This window comes from Sphingobacterium sp. xlx-130 (assembly GCF_011007405.1).
Taxonomy (GTDB): domain Bacteria; phylum Bacteroidota; class Bacteroidia; order Sphingobacteriales; family Sphingobacteriaceae; genus Sphingobacterium; species Sphingobacterium luzhongxinii.
Genome location: NZ_WFKN01000003.1, coordinates 532,619 through 551,158, shown reverse-complemented (window position 1 = coordinate 551,158; position 18,540 = coordinate 532,619). Strand labels below are relative to the sequence as shown.

The window sequence follows — 18,540 nt, the reverse complement described above, 5'->3', positions numbered from 1 at the left end:
GAATGTTTATAATGCAAGCTGAATGCCAATCGTAAAAAGTGGTATTATTTATGCTGTACTCCTTATGAAACCTGCAAAATAGTCATAAAGTTTTGGATTTATGACAGCATTTTGATAAAGTAGGTTGATGTAAAAATAAAAGAAAATGTATTATTGTGGAAATGTTTATAAGTATTTATTGATGACTTAAACTTATTGTGGCATTTTTACTCTAACACGTATAATAGAAACATTTAAATCAAGGATATGAATATTAAAATTGCAAATAATCAATTGAGATCATTAAAGTTGGGGATGTCGGCATTAGCCTTGGCCTTGATGACATTAACAGCTCAAGCACAGCAACAGGAGCATAGTAACCCTAATGTGCGATTGGGACAGAAAGCACTGCTTGAGGGTGATTTCAAATCTGCAGTTTCACATTTAGAGAAAGCAATGCCTACAGAGTCAAAAGATCCAGATGTTCTCTATCTTTTAGGGTACTCCCAATTTCAATCTGGTGATTTCCAAAAGGCCGTGACGTCATTTGGTAAGGTTGTTGCTTTGGATGCGAAGAATGCAAATGCTTATTATTACAAAGCGAAAGCTAACAATACATTGGCAGTAGCAAAGAATAGTAAACTTTCTAATGCGCAAAAGGAACAGTTGTTGCAATCAGCAGTTGGTGATTATACAAAGGCTATTGCTGTAAACGCAAATGATGCCAAGTTGTATCAAAATAGGGCTGTCGCTTATCGTGATTTGGGTATTTTAAAAGGAACTGCCGGTACGGATAATTACAATAAAGTAGCAGCTACTGAAGCCTATAATAAGGCGGTGACAGATTATGAAAAAGTGCTTTCTTATGACGCTGCACGTAAAGATATACAAACCGAATTAAAAAAGGCAAAGGTATACCGCGATAATCTGAAGTAAATCAAGAAATAAAAAAAGGCTTTCAAAATGAAAGCCTTTTTTCTGAAAGTATATGTTTTCAGAGGCCATCAAGAACTTTGATCTCTGTTGGAGATTCAATGGAATCATGAAAGTTTTTTCTGAAAATGTATGTAGAAGCAATCAAGATCTTGTTATGGCGTTTCTTTGGATATCTTTCGGGCGGTTTCGAGATATACAGGCAGCGCCGCCGACCCGTACCAGGTGTAAATTGTATAGTCCAGATAGTTGTTTTTGATAGCCAGATCGGATTGTAGGATGTTTTTAAGTTCTTGTTCGCTTGTAAGGTTATGGAAGATAAAAATACCTCTATAGTTTTTATCATTTTTCGCAATAGGACCAGCTACCACTAGTTTTTGCTGTTCGACTAGTTTTTGGATGTTTTTTAGATGTTGTGCAAAACTGTTCTTTCGTTCTTCGGTGTCTGTTGACGGGTTTTTACCTGTGTTTAAGATTACTAGGAAGTAGGATTTCATTCCATATGAGTCGGCACCTAGTGATTTAGCAAGTGCCTCATCATACGGTGTGTATTTGTCATCATCTTTTGATACCTGTCGTTCCAAAAAGTAAGACATCGATTTAGTTTCCATATCTGAAATGCTAACCAACAACCTGTTGTCATTGATGTATTTATAGGAAATAAGCTTCGGAAAGTCATGTGTCGGATTGGCTACGGATAATGTGCTGTCTTTTGCCTCTCCCTCAAAGCCTATTGTATTACCCTTGTTTTGTCCGATAAGACTGGCATCATAACGCCATCGTTCGTTTTGTTTGTTTAATGATAAATACTCTGTGATATTTAATGTATTGCCTTGGCTCGAGGAATAAGAAAACCCCTTCAATGAGCTATCATTAAGTTTGTCCCAATGTTCGAATCGTTCTTTGTTTTCGACTTTCCAAGTTCCAGGCAATAGCTTAAGCCAGTTTACTTGTGCTATTGTCATTGAAGGCATGCTGATTAGAAAAAGATAGAATAATATGATTTTCATATTTAGGTGAGTCTGTTGTATTTTTCAGCTATAAAATTTATAGAGACAGTCATCATTCGGATTAGCTTTTCCTCATCTATATCAGCTAGTTTTTTGATGTATATACAAGCCTTGCCCATCGTAAATTTTCCCAATCCTTCCAGTAGATAGGCATGTTCGTCTGCTCCTGTGAAAACATAAAGTGAAATGGCAGCTTTGCGAGGAGAAAACCCTAGGAGGGGAGCTTCACCCTCATGGCCACTTGCATACTTATAGTAATAGTTGCCAAATCCAATTATCGAAGGGCCGTACATTTTGGCCGATTGACCTGTGGCTTTTTCCATAAGTTTTAGAAGCCGATAACTATCCGCTTTTTTTTGCGGGTTTTCAACTTTTTCAATATAAGCAATGACGTCTTCGTCTGTGTATTCTGTTTTATTTTTAGCCATGTTAAATTTATTTTTCGCAAAGTTCTTTTAATCGTTCCAGTGCTTTGGGCCATATATCTTCAAACATCTTCTCGTGCTCTTCGCTGTCTACTTCTACAGAGCAGATTAGATCAGTACCTCCATTTTCGACAACTTTATATCTATATATTTCGAATGAGTTTTTCCATCCGTCTACGTGTTCTCCCTCATAGAGCTCTCCATCTTTTGAAAATATGCCAATTGATCTTATGGTTAAAAGTTCGCCAGGTATATTTTTATCGATTATGGAGATCATGCCCATCTCATCTCCATTCATGTCTTTTGAAAGGAAGTATATTTTCGATCCTTCAGACCAGTCTCCCCTAAAGTCCGAGTCTTCACCAAAGAATGAAGTCCAGTCTTTGTAGCTTTCTTTTGCGAGCATTACCTTATGAACATGAAGTGGTGATGCTTCAATATTCGCTTTGTAGTATAATGTTTTTAAATTTTTCATGATCCTTATTTTTACATATTTCCCATTCCGAAAACAGTTCCCTGTGGATCTTTTACAATCACATAGTTGAGGGTGCCGTCTCGTTTTTTACTGTCTTTTAGTAGTGTACCTCCAAGTTGTAGGCAGGTGGAAAGGCTTTCATGAACATCATCGACAAAAAAATAGGGAATCCATTGTGGAGGAATACCTGTATTGACTCCTCGGTGTGTGCATATTCCACCAGCAGCTGTTTCCGTATCAACGGCCATGGCATAGTCTTCATACGATTCATCACCATCTTTCATAGCAACTCCTATTTCTTGCCATCCAAATAGTGTTTTATAAAACTCTTTTAATTCAGTGGGGTTATTCACCGTCAGGTCCGTCCAATAAAATTGTCCCTGTTTAGGTTTATCTTTACTCATATGGTTACGGTGTATAATTGTTGAAATTGATTAACATCCTTGGGTAATAGCGTATCGAGTTTATACGATAGATTAATACTTTAGCGATTCATTATTAAATATAGTGATCTGAATCTGATACTGTACTTGACATAAGACAAGAATTACTGTTAGCGTTTGTACTTGTCGTGTAGCCCCTTTCCTGCCAAAATAAGAGGAGTGATTTTCTCTATTCGAGTTTGTTTTGTTTTGTCCTGTTTCGCTTCGTTGATGTAAGCGATATACTCTTTCTGTTTTCCAGGGGTCAAACTATCAAATGCTTTCTTTAAGGCTTTATCCTGTTCTAATGCTTCTTTGAAAAATCCTTGTGGTGGTTGAGCGGGAGAGCGTTCAATCTTTATCTCCTTACCGTCTTTAATGGTCTGTATACTTTCACTAATGTAGCTAAGTATCTTTTTTGCATCCATTTCTTTTACGCTTTTGAAACGCCACTGCCGCAAGGCTTTTGTCTTTCCTTCAGATGCTGATACCAATACTTTATCGCGGTCTTCTAAAAAAACACCGTTGTAAAACCAAAGCGAAAAGAAATTTTTAAAACCAGCCCATCCGATTACATTTTTACCGTTAAAGGTATAGATAGCTGTTCCCCATTTGAATTCCTTTTTTAGTTCGGTTTGAAGTATCAACTGGTTCATGAATTCTTCACAGTCTATCCACTTGTCACGATGAGAATCCCAGATGGGTCCCTGCTTGTCTTTGAGCTGATCTGTATTGAAATGGACGATTTGGGTGATTAACTCTCTAGGTAGTTCTTGATCCAGTGGAATTTGGATGGCGCCTTTGGTCGTTTTAAAGGAGCTTAACCTGTCTGCTAAAGCCACTATTGCAGCTGGGCCGGGATATATTCCTATGTGGTTTTTAAACTTGGCAAAGTGTATGAGGTTACCGTGCCAACGATAGGTGGGCATAGCGTAATTAATCGTCTCTTTGGCATCCGTTGGTGCTGCGTCACGAATAATTTCACGTAGTTCTTTGAGCTTTTGCTGGGCCTCTTGATCAAAGCTGTGAATGTACTCGTCTATGGAAGAGAAAGATGTCTGCATCGTATTTGTGTTTAAGTGATGGGATCGCTTGTTTGTTTAATATTCTTCATAAAATCAAAAGCACCCATACGAAGATTTATTCCGTATTCTAAGTAGGCTTTTAGACAGGCTAAAAAATTAGCCCATCCCTCAGTCTGACCAATCGCTTGTTGGATCCCATTTTCATCGGCTGTCATCTGGCTTTCTTTGATACGGACGACTGTGCTACCGTCTGCTTGTGATTCTAAGAATATCTCTACTAACATGCCTTCGGCACCGCCGCTCCAGTCAAAGGAAATATACTCGTTTTGATTTATTTGCTGGCCAGTTACGGGAAATTGGTCTTCAAATTCGGGGAATTTCCATTGAACGATTTTACCGGTTTCTAGCCGCCCTGTACCGTGTTCGATAAAATAGTGATTCATCTTTTCTGGAGAAATGATAGCGTCAAAAACTTGTTCTTTGGGCTTCTGAATCTGAATTGAAGCCTTTGCAGATAATGTCTTGTTCATCTATTGTTGTTTTTAGTCTACTTGGTTAAAAAGCCTCATTACACTAAAAACAAAAATAGTGAAAATAGGTTTTTAATTGTTCGTACAAGGAATCATAACAACAAATTCGCTATCTGTTTATCGAGATAACGAATTTGTTTGATCGTAATTATTTTTAGTAATTGATAGCGAGCCCTACCCCAAATCCCATATCACTGTCATAGTGTGTGCGGATTCCCAGGTTTTTATGAACAATATATCTAAGATCTACCATATATTCTTTATCGGTGTTAACCATAAATCCACCGCGCAATCTTCTGGAGAGAGGGATGTCTTCCCGCATTAAGGAAAGTCTAGCAACACCATCATGGTACACCTCGGCCTGGAAGTTGATTAATAGGGGTAGGGTATACATCACCCCTAAACTAACTGCACTTCTATTGTCTTTTTTATTTACCTGTCCAAACATGTTTTTTTCATGCTCGTCTTCGCCCATTCTGCGATAGCGCCAATCAAATCCGATAAAAGGCATGAGCCATTGCATTTTACCGATATACCTTCCCAAATGGGTTTCGACCTCATAGCCATGAATGTCATTATAACCCAAACGCCATTCCGTTCCTAAACTCCAACGGGCATTCTGTACCATGGCTTCACCATCATTTCCGTTAGTAGCAAAGTCATTTTGGGCCATAAAGTGAACCATGTTACTTTCTTTTTGTAGCGTTTTATATGCCTTTTCTTTGTTTGGGAGCAGGGGATTATCGTAATTTCCGACCTCAAATACGCGATTCATTCCTGCCATCATATGATATAAGATATGACAATGGAAAAACCAATCTCCTTCACGATTAGCCTCAAATTCAATAACGTTGGTCTCCATAGGCATAATATCCATCACATTCTTCATGGGAGCGTAATCTCCTTGACCATTGATCAGCCTGAAGTCGAATCCATGGAGATGCATGGGGTGACGCATCATCGAATTATTATAAAGCGTAATTCTAAGGACTTCTCCTTTTTTTATAGGGATTTTGTCGGTTTCCGACATCACTTTATTGTCCATACTCCAGACATAACGGTTCATATTTCCCGTGAGCTCAAATTTAAGTTCTCTAACCGGGGCATTCGCATCGAGTGTTGTCTTCTCGGTTGCTTTTAGCATACTGTAATTTAGGGTTACTATATCACTTCTGTTGCTAGGCGTTCCATGCCCTTGATGATCGGATGCGTTTTGTGAGGAAGAAGTGGTTTCCTGTGATACGGCTATTTCGGGATACATGACTGCATTCATGTCCATTTTCTGTAAATTCATTTGCATCCCCATGTCATTCATATCGCCATTCATCTTCATCATATCGTTCATCATCTTCATCCCTTCAAAATAGCGTAGCCGAGGTAATGGTGCTTTTAATTGGCGAATGCCATTTCCGACAAAAAGTGATGCAGAGCCCGAACGGTCTTCTGCAGTAGCGGCTAGCTCATAAGATGTGTTTTCTGCTGGAATAGTGACAATAATATCGTATGTTTCTGATACGCCTATAATCAGTCGATCTACATCAACAGGTTCGACATCATTACCGTCGTTTGCAATTACCGTTATTTTTCCACCGGCATAGGTCAACCAAAAGTAAGAAGAAGCTCCGCCGTTAGCTATTCGTAAGCGTACGCGATCTCCAGCTTTGAATTGACTGAGTTGGCTTGTAGCTTGTCCGTTTATCAAGAACTGCTCATAGTAGACATCACTCACGTCCATTGCCTCCATGCGTTTCCATTCATTGGTTACTTTTGTCTTAAAATGACCTTCTTTTATGGCTTCTCCATAGCTTTGTACGGCATTTTTCTTGATGCCTGGCCAATCGTTGCCGGTATGAAGCATACGCTGTACGGTCTCGGGTTTGGTATTGGTCCATTCGCTAAGCAGTACAGATACCGTCGGTATATCATCGATACCCTTTCGGAAAGTAGGGTCTCCTTTCTGCTTATGGAAGATGATGGATCCATACATTCCTATTTGTTCCTGCAAACCTGAATGACTATGATACCAGTATGTTCCGTTTTGTATTACCGGAAAGCGATAGGTATATGTGGTGCCGGGAGCTATTGGCATCTGGGTGAGAAAGGGTACCCCATCTTCCCGATTGGGGAGCCACACGCCATGCCAATGCAGTGAGCTGCTTTCCTTCAATTGATTGTGCACAACAATTTCGGCGGTATCTCCTTCCGTAAATACTAATGTTGGCATGGGGATTTGACCGTTTGCAGCAATCGCTCTTTTTTTAACACCTCCATAGGTTACTACGGTATCTTGAAGGTATAAATGGTAGGTTACGGTTTGCTGCGCCTGTGCAAAGGTGATGAAGGATAGCAATATAGCCAGGATTATCTTGATTTCTCTTACTGTCATATTAATCAATTTTTTCCTTTACACTACCGCAAGTCATCATTTTAGAACCATAGTAGGGGTTTTTTATATTTTGTTCTAAGCTTAACCAGTTGGCTCCTTTGCCTTCATTATACATCGGACAGTTTTGGTAATATACAGGCTTGTCTAAGGGGGAAGCTTTTATAAGCGCATAAACTTTTAAGGATAATGTTGCAAAATACTGGCGTTGGCTGGCGATATCCTGACTGGTAGATATTTTGGTTGCATATGTGCTAATCTCCTTCTTATTACTCATCCACACTTGGTGTGCTTCGTTGGTTAAAGACTCCATCTTTAAGGCCTCGATATTTGTAAGCATTTTTTTTGCCTGCGTAGCAGCGGCTTTTGAATCTGAATTTACGAAGGCATTTTTGAGGTCGAAATAGGGTGTTATGATGGTTTCAATACCTTTTCCATTACTAGCTTTTATCGTATTTTGTTTGTCCATATTGATTTGCGTATGGTCGTGGTGTTGCTTTGGACTATGCGCTGCATGCTGTGATTTTATTGGAGCAACTTCTTTGCTTTTCAACGTCCTATCGTATTGGCAACAACCATGTAATTTAGCATAGGTGTCGTCGGGGGCCAAGTATTTTTCATTATCGTATCCTGCTAGAGCTATACGTTTTAAAATAGCATCTGCGGAAGTTTTTTTCGCATCGTAGCTTATATTTGCACTTTGCGTTGCTGCATCCCAAGTTACTTGAGATTCCTTATTCTTGTTTCCGGCTTTTTCAATGGTAGCTTTGCACATACCACAATTGCCATTAACGTGAAAGGTTTCTGTCTTTGAATTTTTAACCTGTGCTGATATAGTGGTTGTGGATAGTATTATGCTGGAGATACTGATCCAAAAATAATTTGCGTTCATATGTATATTATTTTATAGTTTTAATATTCATAGGGGTGTATAGATATATAAACACCGCATATGGTTTTTAGTTTTACGATAGAAAGTGCGCGATTGTATCAACATTAAGCGTCCTCTATCGAATAAAAAATGGTGGAATAGAGCCTGTGTTGGCACGATCCCCTAAGGAATAGACGTACCTATGGCTAGCAAGGGGATATATTAACCTATTTTAGGAGGAAGCCAAATGGAAGAGAAACCCGACGAGAGCTGGTTGTCTTTGTCGTAAAAGCCCTCTTTTTTATCAAAAAAGAAAGGACATTCATAGTTTTTTTGTGCGACAATGAACAACTGGAATTTCGGACTGTTTTGCTGACAGCCTGCGCCTTTACATTTGCCGTCACAATGGTCATTATGTTCGTGTTTGGGGCTGTCCTGAGAGAGGCAACAAGTATGTTCTGTGGTGTTTTCTTGGTGGTCACAGCAAGAAAGTGTGTTTGTAATCGACTTACTTTGCTCGCAAGCAGAAACAAACTTAGTCAACGATAGTAGACTAAAGAGTATCGTAAGACATATAACCAGAGACTTTCTCATTCGATGTAAAAATACATATTTTTTTTAAATAATTGAAATACTCATGTATAGGCGAAGCACAAACCGCATGAATTCGCTAGCTGGCGGATGACGGAAAAAAACAAATTTGATACATATGAAAAAATTCTTGTCAAATATAGATATACAATAAACAGGCCTTACAAATTACATCTTTCGACAAAGTTCAATAAAAGCAGAGCTATAAGCGCGCGCCATTTTATCCCAACTGTAATGTAACCGGGTATATTCTGTGTAAGGACCAATATGTTTATGAAAAGATTCACTGTCATTGATTAGATCTTGGAGGATTGACGCCCAAGCTACTTCATCTTCTGATGGAAGGAGTAAGCCATTTTTATCATGTTTTATTGCACTGTTTATACCTTCTAAATCAGAAGCTAGGACAAGGGCACCGGCTATAGATGCTTCGAGACAGACTAGTCCAAAGCCTTCCATATCACCTGGAACAGCTATGTTGGGCATGAGAAAGGCCACAGAACCTTTCATTAGTGTTTGTAAATCGTCGAGAGACACTTTGCCGAGATGTACCACTTTTGGGGCTTGTTTGGGGAGCAGTTTTTGGAGCATTTTCTGGTCAGATGGGTATCCTAAAAAAAGCATGCTAAGTGAACGTAGTTTCTTTGGAAATAGTGAGAGGATAAGGTCTTTTATTACTTTTTTGGAAGAATAAGGGCCTAACATCACGAGTTGAAAATCTCCTTTTAAGTGGGGGACAACATGTTGGATTAGCCAGGAAAACCCTTTGCGCTTTACAGGGCGACCGAGCGTTATGAAGTATTTTTTTTGGGGTTGCAACGCCGGATGTCTCTGGTATATGCTATGTGCGTTGTCATGATCTATCAACGGAGGGGTATCAACACCGTTTGGAATAATCTGAATAATTTCTGCCTTTATTCCTCTCTCCAATGCTGCTTTGGCCGTAGCTTCACTTACGGCAAAGATGGCGTCAAAGTTGTTAAAACGGGGAATGATCTTTTTTTGGAAGTAAGATAACGGAAAGACAACATCTAGGCCGTGCAGTGTTGCGGTTTTCTTTACGTGCTTGTACCCTTTGTGGAAGGTAGCAAATGATGCAAGCAGTCCATCGTTGAAATGTAGGATCTGAATGTCAGGATTTGCTTTAAGAAGTTTTTTTATCCGGTCGTTTAATTTGAAGAAGAATATCCAAAGAGGCTCTTTATGATTGTACACAAGCGTGTGTACTTTGAGATAAAGAGCCGTGCCGTTGATTAATTCGTAGCTTTGTTTTTCCATTCCACCTGTTGCAGGAGGTGATTTGTGGCTTATAAATAATACCTCAATATCAGAGTGCTGTTGCATGCTTTATCTCTTTTTTATGAAAAATAGTCATCAGAATACCGACTGCAATCCAGGTCAATTGTCTTAGGCGTCGAAGTATAGAAATCGAAATCCACACGGTAGCTCCTTGAATACCAATTATTGTTAAGGTTATTTTATTAGCGAGTTCTTCAATTCCAATCTGCCCTGGGACAACTGCCCCCATACTTTTGATAACGATAACCGACATATCAAGAACTAGTCCGTGCATAGGTTGTATAGAAATTTCCATGAACGAAAGCAGAAAGTAAAACTCTAGACTTCCAACAATCCAATGTAAAGTAAAGAATAAGTAGGAGTACCAGAATATTTTTTTTTCTTGCTGAAAGCATATTTTTGTGTTATAAAGGGTCGCAATTATGGATGACTTTATTCTATTCCAAATCGAGTTTTTCTGTACTGTTGGTTTTTCTTTTAGGGGTTTTGCCAACCAGATAAATAAAGCGACTTTAATGATGAATAATATGCCTATTGATCCCGCGATCAACAATTTTACTTCTATAGAGAATATATTTTGACGCTGGCTAAGAAGTAGCCATAGCATTGCCATAATGAATAACATCAGCTGTGATAGTGTAGCGGTTATTCTAGAAACTGTAACTGATTTAAGGGCTGTCTCGGAATCTATCTGGTAGGTAGTGAGTAGTTTAGCTTTTAATAGATCGCCCGCTACCACACTGGTTGGATTGAACAGTGCTAACGTTTCACCAATCTGTCGAATAACAAATAACTGAAATAAACCAATATTTTTCTTTTTGTCACCCATGCATACTTGCCAGCCCAGTGTGCCCAAAAGATAGGCAGTAAATGTCAAGAGCAGCATGTAAGTGAATTTAAAACTCACCCGATTAATTTCGTTTATCAAGGTGTTGTAATCCGTATTTATTACAAATAGGGCTATAGATAGGAGAGCGATGATTACTAACGCAGTCTTGCTGAATTTTAGCCAGGTATTTAGTTTGCCCATGCCAAACCAGAGGTATTGCTTTTGATGCTTAATTGTTGTACATCTAGAAAATATTGGTGGGATAATTTATTCCAGTCGAGCTGCGATACGAATTCAAGGCCTTCCCTTATGAATCTTTGTCGCAAAGTGGAGTTGTTGATGATCTTTTCTAGAAAGTAAACATATTCTTGTGCACTTTCGGGAGCACATTTATATCCCGATATACCGTGTACGATCAGCGAGGCGGACCCCCCGCCGTTTGCAATGACACAGGGCAGGCCAGAAGCCATTGCCTCAACGACTACATTTCCGTAGGTCTCTGATGTAGAGGTGAATACAAATGCATCTGCCGAGGCATATAATTTGGAAAGCTGTTCATGATTCTGCTTGCCTAAAAAATGAGCTTTTGGCATTTCTTGCATGGCGATGAACTTGGCAGTTCCTTCTCCCGCTATCATTAGATTATAGTCACGCCCTGATCCTTCTAGAGCTTGATAGATCTCAATTAGCGTCTTTATGTTCTTTTCCCAGACGAGGCGACTTACAAATAGTATGTTTGGGTTTGTATTTCCGGTTATACCCCTCAGGTACGATTTGTCGCTCTTGGAAGGGTTGAATAGATTGCAATCAATACCACGGGGCCAAATCTTTATTTTTTGATGGTCAATTCCGATATTGGAAAGTTCGGTAGCAATGGATTGGGTGGGTACGTAGGTTATCCCACAGCGGTTATAGAAGCTGAGCATTGCCTTCTTTATCCAGTGTTGGGTTGGTTTTACCAATGAGGTCATATTCCTGAAATAGTAATCTATATAGGAAATGAAATGTGTGTGATAAATGGTTAGCACAGGGATACCTCGCTTTTTTGCGTAGTTGAGTGCAAAAAAGCCTAACAATGAGGGGGTAGCTATGTGAATGGTATCTGGACCAAATTCATCCAGGGCCGATTCAAGTTTCGCCTTTATAAAGTGTGGGATTGCTAAGCAGTAATCTTCATTAACCGGAATTCTGAATGAAGGTACTTTGTACGATTTAAAATTACGGAATTGTTCAGGACCATTGCCATAGATAAAGAAATAATCGAATTCGGTATTGTCAATTCGATCTATTAGCTGGAACATAGTGCGTGAAGCACCATCAAAATCTGCTATCAATATTTCTGTAAAGAAGGCTACTTTTCTCATCTCTTAAGCTTTGCCCGTAAAAATATTGCTCATGCATGATGTTAAAGATAAGTTGCGATTAAGATTATGTGAATAATTTATGATTAAATTCTTTTCTGTTCATTTTTTATGCATATACAGCATACGTATAAATAATATTGAAGTCAAGTTGAGTTTACATGAGGGCTCTAATTTTGTATTAGATCAGAATCAATAGTTATGTTGTTGTATTTATCTTATGAAAGAAATCGAAAGCAATGGAATATCAGGATTTTAATTCTATCGTTTGTATGTTGTCTAGCATGGTTTCTACAGGCTTTCAGAACAGAGGGGGGGGCGCAAGAAAGGATCTTTGAACCTATCGTTTCTGCACTTCCAGTCGCTAACAGCGGAGAGATGACTATTTTGACGTATAATATTGCCGGACTTCCTGAGTTGCTGTCTAGTGCCAAGACACCTCGTGAATCCAGCATCCAAATGATCGGAAAGAGAATAAATAGTTTTGATCTGGTGAATGTCCAGGAAGACTTCAATTATAATAAGTTTCTTTATGCGGATAATACACATTCTTATCGTACAGCAACTATGGGAGGAGTACCTTTTGGTGACGGTTTAAGCACGCTGTCCAAGTATCCGATTACAAGATTTGAGCGTGTTGCCTGGGCGGATTGTAACGGTGCGGATTGCTTAACTCCTAAAGGGTTTTCTTATGCGAGAGTACAATTGGCTTTGGATGTCTTTTTGGATGTCTATAACGTACATGCTACGGCTCAGGATGATCTTAGGGCTACTGTGGCCAGAAAGCATAACCTTCAACAACTGGCTTCGTTTATTAGAGAACATTCTGATGGTCAGCCGGTTTTGCTTATGGGGGATTTTAATGCGCATTATTCTTTTGAAAGAGAATGGATAAAGGATTTTCAGGAGCATGTGGATGTTGTTGATAGTTGGGTGCTGCTACAGAATAAAGGTGAGTTTCCGGAGATTGATAGCAGTTTTTGTGCAAAGCATGCTCTTAGTGTTTCGGATCATTGTGAGAGCATTGATAAGATTTATTTTAGAAATAGTGAGCATATGGTATTAACACCAAGTGCTTATAAGGTAGAAAGGGCACTTTTTGAAAATGAGTTTGGGGAACAGTTGTCTGATCACTGCGCCGTATCTTTAAAGGTTTCTTGGGAAATACGTAATAGCGTACAATAAAACTCGACGGAATTATCTGAGGAATACTAATTATGTGATCATCAGCGGAATTTATGTATTATTTGAATGGTATATTTCTATAGTGTTGTTGTTTTACTATTCGTGTTTTTCTTGAAATTCAAGAATGCCAAAAAGATATCAATTTGTGCAGAACAACCTCTTCTTGATTTAGATGATTTCCAGAGAGGTGAGCTGCGTGTACTGACTTATAATACCGCTGGACTACCTCAACATATTTCTAGTGCAAGCACTCCGCGCCGAACGAGCATAGCTTTGATCGGTAAATATTTGAATTCATACGATATTGTGAATTTGCAGGAGGATTTCAATTATAATAAATCTTTATACAGCACTACTGAACATCGCTATAAGACTTTACACAAGGGAAGAGTGCTTTTTGGAGATGGATTGAGTACCTTGTCTCGATTTCCTATTGTGGAGTACCGACGTATCCCTTGGACGTCCTGGAATGGCTCGGATTGTTTGACTCCAAAAGGGTTTAGCTATAGTCAGATTCAGCTTTCCAAAAAGATTACAATTGATGTCTATAATCTTCATGCAAATGCCCATGACAATGTTCGGTCTGCGCAGGTCCGTCGAAAGAATTTGGATCAGCTGGCGCGATATATACATGATCATTCTTCTGAAAGGCCATTGTTGGTGATGGGTGACTTTAATGCGCATTACGCCCATGGATTGGATAATCTGTTTGATTTTCTTAAGATCATGTTTCGAAACAGTACCCATTTTAAGTTCGAGCCTACTTTGTATGCTATTGATCGCACTATTTTTAAAGACGATACTAGTCTTCCGCTATCGGATCATTTGGCAGTAATCGTGAACTTAAAATGGGAATGGACTTCTTGAGAACTATTGTTGTACTTTTTTTAACATATAGTTTTCTGCCAGTGTACCGGTGATTTCTTTGCCCTCTGTATCTAACTGTATTAATACATTTTCTCCCACTTTGTATTTAATATCTGTTTCTTTACCTTTCAAGTGTACTGTACCCCCGTTATCATGCCACATGAATTTTCCAGTGTCTGCAACAGTAAGGTTTCGGTCTTGATAAGTGGCTTTATAGGAAAAGGTTTCATCTTGATAGAGTTTAACTTCGGTTTCGATTCCTGGGCAATCTGCACATGGAACCGTGCCTTTGTATGTTCCCATCCAGTCCACAGAATTTTGGGAGTTGTGTTCATCCGGATGAGCGTGATTGTGACCATCGTTGTGGCTGTGGTGATGTCCTGTTGAATCCTGATGTTGTGTGTTTGTTGAGGTGTTCGAATTACAGGCTGTCACAGCCAAAATTGAAAATAGCGCAATCGTAGTAAGTGATTTGTTCATATTTAAAAAAATTGTAAATGATGCTTTATTATAAGAAACCGTTTTTGTTCCTTATTGTTTTATTAACTCGCAAAAGTTACCCTTTAATATTCTTTTCCTAAAATTGAAATCAGATTTTTATTTTATTTTTTCGTGTTATGGATGGCTTGGCGACTCCTTGCTATTGTACGCAAACGTGGATTTACGTAGGTTTGCAGTATGAAAGATATTCAATTATTGGAATTGCTTAAGAACGAAGTTCAATTTGAGGATGTTTTAGAACTGATTAAGAATGGCTATGCGTATACACCATCTGCTTTTAAAAACGGAGATCATTACAATGCAGAAAGTGAAAATCAGGGAAGCGCCCGTGTACTTTATGCAGCGTATTTAAATCAGCTAACGGAGGAGGAAACATTGCGTCTTTTTGGAGAACATTTTCGATCTGTATTAAATAATCCAGATGGGAGAGATCATCAAAATATACGCCAATTTTTAAAGCATGGGTGGTCAGGAGTTCGTTTTGAACGTGAAGTACTGACTAGGAAATAGTAAATGTCTTCTTTTAAGTAGGGGGCAATGTGCGGTTTATTTCTCAAGGATTACCTTTAGATTTTTTAATCCTTCGTCAAAATCCTTATTCATATCATAGCATAGCGTCATCAGATTAAAAGGATAAGGCATCTTTCCGTCTATAGCCCATTTGACTTGACTTTGGTTTGGAGCGATAGAGTCAACTTGAATAAAGGACTTGTTCGCTTGGTCTGAACCATTAAAAAATAAATCCATTTCTACACGTTTTCCATCGTCTATTTTGGTTATTACTTGTTTCCCATCACCAACCTTTTTGCTTTTCCAATTATAAGTAAAACCTACTGTGGCATCGGTACCTGTATATTCTTTTTGTATTTGAGGGTCTTGTTTGGACCAGTTGTCGTAATTACCTTGATTTTTTATTTGCTTTACATAATCGAAGACCTCTTGCTGAGGCTTGTTAATGACGATTTCACTACCAGCGTGAAAATCCTTAGGCATTATGGCTGCAACGATCAGAATGATAGCTATCAGACCGAGTATTGTTAATAGAAAATACTTAAAAAACTTCATACGTCAATAGTTTTGTTTTCTCCCTATATACTATACTGGGAGTTTGGTTTGAAATTATTTTAATTCGTTAATTATTATTTTTTTCATTTTCAAAAGCGCTGTTGTAGCTTTTGGGTTTTGTAACATTTTTTCTATCCCTTTTGGGATAACCTGCCAGCTTACTCCATATGGATCTTTGCACCAACCACACATACTTTCTTTTCCTTGGTGCGTAAACGCATTCCAATAATAATCGATATCTTCTTGATTGTCGCAGTGTACAACAAGAGATACACCTTCATTGAAAGCAAAGTTGTGTGCCAACCCTCCATCCATTGCCATTAACAGGAAGTTATTTGCCGAGAATTGAGTATGTTGTACCTTACCAGATAGCTCTCCGTCTTGGTGTCTCAGGATTCCAAACTTATGAAATGTCGGGAATACCGACTGATAGAATTCTACCGCTTCTTCGCATTTGCCATTTTGCTCTTGTGTAAATAGTAAGGTCGGGACTATCTGCTGTCCGATTACGTCCTTTAAATTGCCCAAATAAAGCTGCCAACTAACACCATATCTGTCCTCTAGCCAACCGTAATAATCACTCCATGGATATTTGTCCAGTGCCATCAGTATCTTACCTCCGGGTAATAATTTTTTCCATATCGTATCTATTTCTTCTTTTGTCTCTAAAGTGACCATAAAAGAAATAGCGGGATTAGGTCTAAAGGCCGTCCCTCCGTTTATTCCTGTAAATTTAACTCCCGATAGTGTTGCAGTGGTTACTACTGTGTCACTATGATTGACTTGGCTGTTTGGGAAAGCTGATGCATAAAAATGCATTGCTTCCTTGGCCTCTTTGTCAAACCATAGGGCAATTGATATTTGAGCTTTGTCTTTCATGACTGACTCATTTTATTTTTACCTTCGTAATGAATCATCCAAGAGATTCCAAATTGATCGGTAAAAGAAGCATACAATTCTGCGAAAAATTGTTCTCCTAAAGGCATCTCTATATGTTGGGCATTGACAATCAATGCGTCATATAGTTTTTTAGCTTCTTGAGGTGATTCTACATCTAGCATGATATATGTATTAGTGCCTGGAACGGCTTTATGGCCAAACTGTTCTATACAATCGGATCCCATGAGCATACTGTCTGCATTAATCATTAGCGCGGTATGCATTATTTTGTTTTTGTCTTCTTCTGCGAGAGGGAAGTTGGGATCAGCAGGCATATCACCAAATCGATAAGTGCCTACACCATCCGTGTTAAAGATTGTTCTGTAAAAAGCAAATGCTTGCTCGCAATTGCCGTTAAAATTTAAGTAAGCATGAATCTTTGCCATGTTGTATTTATTTGTTAGTTTGATTAGAAAGGTATTTTTCTAAATTGTCCAATCCGCTCTGAAAGCCTTCTTGGAAGCCCATATCGAGCATATCGTCCATTGCTTTAGTAGAATCGAAGCTGATGAGGTTGGTAACTGTTGTTTCTCTGTTGCCTTGTTCGAATGAGGTGTGCCATTTACTTCCTGGATGCTGACTGTAATTTTTCGCACCGTTTTCGTCACAGAATGCATCTATTCCAATAAAATATTGAAGTGGAGATATTTCTATATATTCGATTAAACTCCATATTTTCTCCCCTTCGGGAGAGACCATCGCATATAACCATCTGCCATCTTGAACAAAATTCATTTCTTTAGTTTCTACTTTCCAGGGCTGCGGAGCCCACCAGTTATCCAACATCGCGGATTGCGTCCACGCTGCCCAAAGGAGCTCTAAGGATGCCTGATATTTAGAAATTACAGTGATTGTATGTTTATTTCTATCAATATCGAATAGGGTATTGCTCATGGTATTTGGTTTTAGTTAAGAAGATTTTTGTATTTTTCTCTCCCTTCGATTATCACCCACATATTAATCAAAAAGATTATTATTGCCATTGGAAGTCCTTCTTGGGCATAAAAGAAATGGTGTAGTAATATTCCAATTATGATGGGGAAGATCATTATTGCGGCTAAGTTTCTGGTCTTAGGGATAATGAATAATAGACCTGCGATAATTTCTATTGTCGCAATTAGAGGCATCAACCATTTGATGGTGCCAAATGCTTCATTTACTTTTCGAAGTTCCTCTGGCATTTCCGGGACAGGAATATACATAAAAAATTTATTGAGCCCTGCATTTATAAAGAGTAGGCCAAATAGTAAGCAAATAATAAATTTTACGATTTTCATGGTCTTCTTCTGTTTATAATCTGATAATTATTTCTTAAAGTTATCAGTGAGATAAAGAAAACAACTTAGCATAAGATAAGTTTTACAATTTTTTAAAATATTTGTCACTAAAAATATGCTACTTTTGCAGGAGAAGCAAACTGGTTCTATCGCTGTTTCGATATTATCGGAAGAGAGGAAAGTCCGGGCAACAAAGAGCAACACGCTTCCTAACGGGAAGGACCCAATTTATTGGGTACAGAAAGTGCCACAGAAAATATACCGCCACGATTTTCGGGGTAAGGGTGAAAACGTGAGGTAAGAGCTCACGGTATTGTATGGCGACATGCATTACGGTAAACCTCGTGTGTTGAAAAACCAAATAGGTTGCAGGAATCGAAGGCTGCTCGTTTTCTCTCGACTTGTCGGGACCTGCAATGGGTAGGTTGATGGACCCCAAGAGTGATCTTGGGGCTAGATAAATGATAGAGATCCCAATACATTGGGATACAGAACCCGGCTTACAAGGTTTGCTTCTTTTTCTCTTTTTATAGTTCTCTTCAGGGGGCTAAATTTTTATGGATTTGTTTTTGG

Annotated in this window: 22 protein-coding genes and 1 other RNA gene; 5 read left to right on the top strand and 18 right to left on the bottom strand. The window is 38.7% G+C overall.

The features are described 5' to 3' along the window. Positions 1-246 precede the first annotated feature (246 nt). A complete protein-coding gene (locus G7B18_RS05730; protein ID WP_164112678.1) occupies positions 247-915 on the top strand; it encodes a tetratricopeptide repeat protein in 669 nt (222 codons plus the stop codon). Positions 916-1,067: 152 nt separating this feature from the next. On the opposite strand, the gene G7B18_RS18945 is transcribed toward G7B18_RS05730, so the two are convergent. From G7B18_RS18945 to G7B18_RS05665, 12 genes are all read right to left on the bottom strand, one after another. Then, entirely contained in the window at positions 1,068-1,922 is an 855-nt protein-coding gene (locus G7B18_RS18945) for a YciI family protein (RefSeq protein ID WP_205600267.1), read from the bottom strand. 2 nt (positions 1,923-1,924) lie between these two features. Continuing rightward, on the bottom strand, positions 1,925-2,350 hold the full coding sequence (locus G7B18_RS05720; RefSeq protein ID WP_164112679.1) for a DUF1801 domain-containing protein: 426 nt from the start codon (positions 2,348-2,350) through the stop codon (positions 1,925-1,927). 7 nt (positions 2,351-2,357) lie between these two features. Further along, positions 2,358-2,822 (bottom strand): SRPBCC domain-containing protein, encoded by a 465-nt coding sequence (locus G7B18_RS05715; protein ID WP_164112680.1) that lies wholly within the window; start codon positions 2,820-2,822, stop codon positions 2,358-2,360. Positions 2,823-2,833: 11 nt separating this feature from the next. Beyond that, positions 2,834-3,226, bottom strand: a complete 393-nt coding sequence (locus tag G7B18_RS05710; protein WP_164112681.1) for a VOC family protein — start codon at positions 3,224-3,226, stop codon at positions 2,834-2,836. Positions 3,227-3,375: 149 nt separating this feature from the next. Further along, positions 3,376-4,308, bottom strand: coding sequence for a DUF1801 domain-containing protein (locus G7B18_RS18940; protein WP_205600266.1), 933 nt, complete (start codon positions 4,306-4,308; stop codon positions 3,376-3,378). A gap of 11 nt (positions 4,309-4,319) precedes the next feature. Next, positions 4,320-4,799 carry an SRPBCC domain-containing protein gene (locus tag G7B18_RS05695; RefSeq protein WP_164122180.1) on the bottom strand — a complete coding sequence of 160 codons (480 nt, stop codon included), beginning with the start codon at positions 4,797-4,799 and terminating at the stop codon, positions 4,320-4,322. 154 nt (positions 4,800-4,953) lie between these two features. Further along, entirely contained in the window at positions 4,954-7,185 is a 2,232-nt protein-coding gene (locus G7B18_RS05690) for a multicopper oxidase family protein (RefSeq protein ID WP_164112683.1), read from the bottom strand. A gap of 1 nt (position 7,186) precedes the next feature. Beyond that, positions 7,187-8,074, bottom strand: a complete 888-nt coding sequence (locus G7B18_RS05685) for a DUF3347 domain-containing protein (protein WP_164112684.1) — start codon at positions 8,072-8,074, stop codon at positions 7,187-7,189. Positions 8,075-8,275: 201 nt separating this feature from the next. Continuing rightward, on the bottom strand, positions 8,276-8,647 hold the full coding sequence (locus G7B18_RS05680) for a hypothetical protein (RefSeq protein WP_164112685.1): 372 nt from the start codon (positions 8,645-8,647) through the stop codon (positions 8,276-8,278). 165 nt (positions 8,648-8,812) lie between these two features. After that, the gene (locus G7B18_RS05675; RefSeq protein WP_164112686.1) at positions 8,813-9,988 is read right to left on the bottom strand and encodes a glycosyltransferase family 4 protein; all 1,176 of its coding nucleotides are present in this window, start codon (positions 9,986-9,988) and stop codon (positions 8,813-8,815) included. Continuing rightward, positions 9,972-10,973, bottom strand: coding sequence for a lysylphosphatidylglycerol synthase transmembrane domain-containing protein (locus G7B18_RS05670; protein WP_164112687.1), 1,002 nt, complete (start codon positions 10,971-10,973; stop codon positions 9,972-9,974). The genes G7B18_RS05675 and G7B18_RS05670 overlap by 17 nt, the downstream gene beginning before the upstream one ends. After that, entirely contained in the window at positions 10,961-12,136 is a 1,176-nt protein-coding gene (locus tag G7B18_RS05665) for a glycosyltransferase family 4 protein (RefSeq protein ID WP_164112688.1), read from the bottom strand. Before G7B18_RS05665 ends, G7B18_RS05670 begins: the two co-directional genes overlap by 13 nt. A gap of 198 nt (positions 12,137-12,334) precedes the next feature. On the opposite strand from G7B18_RS05665, the gene G7B18_RS05660 reads away from it, so the two are divergent. Both G7B18_RS05660 and G7B18_RS05655 read left to right on the top strand, forming a co-directional pair. Beyond that, positions 12,335-13,318 carry an endonuclease/exonuclease/phosphatase family protein gene (locus G7B18_RS05660; protein WP_240452777.1) on the top strand — a complete coding sequence of 328 codons (984 nt, stop codon included), beginning with the start codon at positions 12,335-12,337 and terminating at the stop codon, positions 13,316-13,318. A 66-nt stretch (positions 13,319-13,384) separates the two neighbouring features. Then, positions 13,385-14,185, top strand: a complete 801-nt coding sequence (locus G7B18_RS05655; protein WP_164122179.1) for an endonuclease/exonuclease/phosphatase family protein — start codon at positions 13,385-13,387, stop codon at positions 14,183-14,185. Positions 14,186-14,188: 3 nt separating this feature from the next. Here G7B18_RS05655 and G7B18_RS05650 read toward each other — a convergent pair whose 3' ends face one another. Then, on the bottom strand, positions 14,189-14,665 hold the full coding sequence (locus tag G7B18_RS05650) for a copper resistance protein NlpE (RefSeq protein WP_164112690.1): 477 nt from the start codon (positions 14,663-14,665) through the stop codon (positions 14,189-14,191). A 198-nt stretch (positions 14,666-14,863) separates the two neighbouring features. On the opposite strand from G7B18_RS05650, the gene G7B18_RS05645 reads away from it, so the two are divergent. Continuing rightward, entirely contained in the window at positions 14,864-15,196 is a 333-nt protein-coding gene (locus tag G7B18_RS05645; RefSeq protein WP_164122178.1) for a HopJ type III effector protein, read from the top strand. A 36-nt stretch (positions 15,197-15,232) separates the two neighbouring features. Here the strand turns inward: G7B18_RS05645 and G7B18_RS05640 are convergent, their stop codons facing one another. Genes G7B18_RS05640 through G7B18_RS05620 form a run of 5 tightly spaced genes read right to left on the bottom strand, consistent with a single transcriptional unit; the run spans position 15,233 to position 17,967 of the window. Next, positions 15,233-15,751: an SRPBCC family protein gene (locus tag G7B18_RS05640; RefSeq protein WP_164112692.1), complete on the bottom strand. Its 519-nt coding sequence runs from the start codon at positions 15,749-15,751 to the stop codon at positions 15,233-15,235. 54 nt (positions 15,752-15,805) lie between these two features. After that, complete coding sequence (locus G7B18_RS05635) at positions 15,806-16,630, bottom strand: VOC family protein (RefSeq protein WP_164112693.1); 825 nt, start codon at positions 16,628-16,630, stop codon at positions 15,806-15,808. Beyond that, the gene (locus G7B18_RS05630) at positions 16,627-17,076 is read right to left on the bottom strand and encodes a VOC family protein (RefSeq protein WP_164112694.1); all 450 of its coding nucleotides are present in this window, start codon (positions 17,074-17,076) and stop codon (positions 16,627-16,629) included. Before G7B18_RS05630 ends, G7B18_RS05635 begins: the two co-directional genes overlap by 4 nt. A gap of 7 nt (positions 17,077-17,083) precedes the next feature. Continuing rightward, the gene (locus G7B18_RS05625; protein ID WP_164112695.1) at positions 17,084-17,584 is read right to left on the bottom strand and encodes an SRPBCC domain-containing protein; all 501 of its coding nucleotides are present in this window, start codon (positions 17,582-17,584) and stop codon (positions 17,084-17,086) included. A gap of 11 nt (positions 17,585-17,595) precedes the next feature. Further along, entirely contained in the window at positions 17,596-17,967 is a 372-nt protein-coding gene (locus tag G7B18_RS05620; RefSeq protein WP_164112696.1) for a MauE/DoxX family redox-associated membrane protein, read from the bottom strand. Positions 17,968-18,100: 133 nt separating this feature from the next. Here G7B18_RS05620 and rnpB point away from each other — a divergent pair. Further along, an RNA gene (gene rnpB, locus G7B18_RS05615) (RNase P RNA component class A) lies at positions 18,101-18,486 on the top strand. The last annotated feature ends 54 nt before the right edge of the window (positions 18,487-18,540 follow it).

Coding starts and splice junctions, on each gene's coding strand:
- G7B18_RS05730 (WP_164112678.1), top strand. CDS start 247: ATGAATATTAAAATTGCAAATAATCAATTGAGATCATTAAAGTTGGGG.
- G7B18_RS18945 (WP_205600267.1), bottom strand. CDS start 1,922: ATGAAAATCATATTATTCTATCTTTTTCTAATCAGCATGCCTTCAATG.
- G7B18_RS05720 (WP_164112679.1), bottom strand. CDS start 2,350: ATGGCTAAAAATAAAACAGAATACACAGACGAAGACGTCATTGCTTAT.
- G7B18_RS05715 (WP_164112680.1), bottom strand. CDS start 2,822: ATGAAAAATTTAAAAACATTATACTACAAAGCGAATATTGAAGCATCA.
- G7B18_RS05710 (WP_164112681.1), bottom strand. CDS start 3,226: ATGAGTAAAGATAAACCTAAACAGGGACAATTTTATTGGACGGACCTG.
- G7B18_RS18940 (WP_205600266.1), bottom strand. CDS start 4,308: ATGCAGACATCTTTCTCTTCCATAGACGAGTACATTCACAGCTTTGAT.
- G7B18_RS05695 (WP_164122180.1), bottom strand. CDS start 4,799: ATGAACAAGACATTATCTGCAAAGGCTTCAATTCAGATTCAGAAGCCC.
- G7B18_RS05690 (WP_164112683.1), bottom strand. CDS start 7,185: ATGACAGTAAGAGAAATCAAGATAATCCTGGCTATATTGCTATCCTTC.
- G7B18_RS05685 (WP_164112684.1), bottom strand. CDS start 8,074: ATGAACGCAAATTATTTTTGGATCAGTATCTCCAGCATAATACTATCC.
- G7B18_RS05680 (WP_164112685.1), bottom strand. CDS start 8,647: ATGAGAAAGTCTCTGGTTATATGTCTTACGATACTCTTTAGTCTACTA.
- G7B18_RS05675 (WP_164112686.1), bottom strand. CDS start 9,988: ATGCAACAGCACTCTGATATTGAGGTATTATTTATAAGCCACAAATCA.
- G7B18_RS05670 (WP_164112687.1), bottom strand. CDS start 10,973: ATGGGCAAACTAAATACCTGGCTAAAATTCAGCAAGACTGCGTTAGTA.
- G7B18_RS05665 (WP_164112688.1), bottom strand. CDS start 12,136: ATGAGAAAAGTAGCCTTCTTTACAGAAATATTGATAGCAGATTTTGAT.
- G7B18_RS05660 (WP_240452777.1), top strand. CDS start 12,335: ATGTTGTTGTATTTATCTTATGAAAGAAATCGAAAGCAATGGAATATC.
- G7B18_RS05655 (WP_164122179.1), top strand. CDS start 13,385: ATGGTATATTTCTATAGTGTTGTTGTTTTACTATTCGTGTTTTTCTTG.
- G7B18_RS05650 (WP_164112690.1), bottom strand. CDS start 14,665: ATGAACAAATCACTTACTACGATTGCGCTATTTTCAATTTTGGCTGTG.
- G7B18_RS05645 (WP_164122178.1), top strand. CDS start 14,864: ATGAAAGATATTCAATTATTGGAATTGCTTAAGAACGAAGTTCAATTT.
- G7B18_RS05640 (WP_164112692.1), bottom strand. CDS start 15,751: ATGAAGTTTTTTAAGTATTTTCTATTAACAATACTCGGTCTGATAGCT.
- G7B18_RS05635 (WP_164112693.1), bottom strand. CDS start 16,630: ATGAAAGACAAAGCTCAAATATCAATTGCCCTATGGTTTGACAAAGAG.
- G7B18_RS05630 (WP_164112694.1), bottom strand. CDS start 17,076: ATGGCAAAGATTCATGCTTACTTAAATTTTAACGGCAATTGCGAGCAA.
- G7B18_RS05625 (WP_164112695.1), bottom strand. CDS start 17,584: ATGAGCAATACCCTATTCGATATTGATAGAAATAAACATACAATCACT.
- G7B18_RS05620 (WP_164112696.1), bottom strand. CDS start 17,967: ATGAAAATCGTAAAATTTATTATTTGCTTACTATTTGGCCTACTCTTT.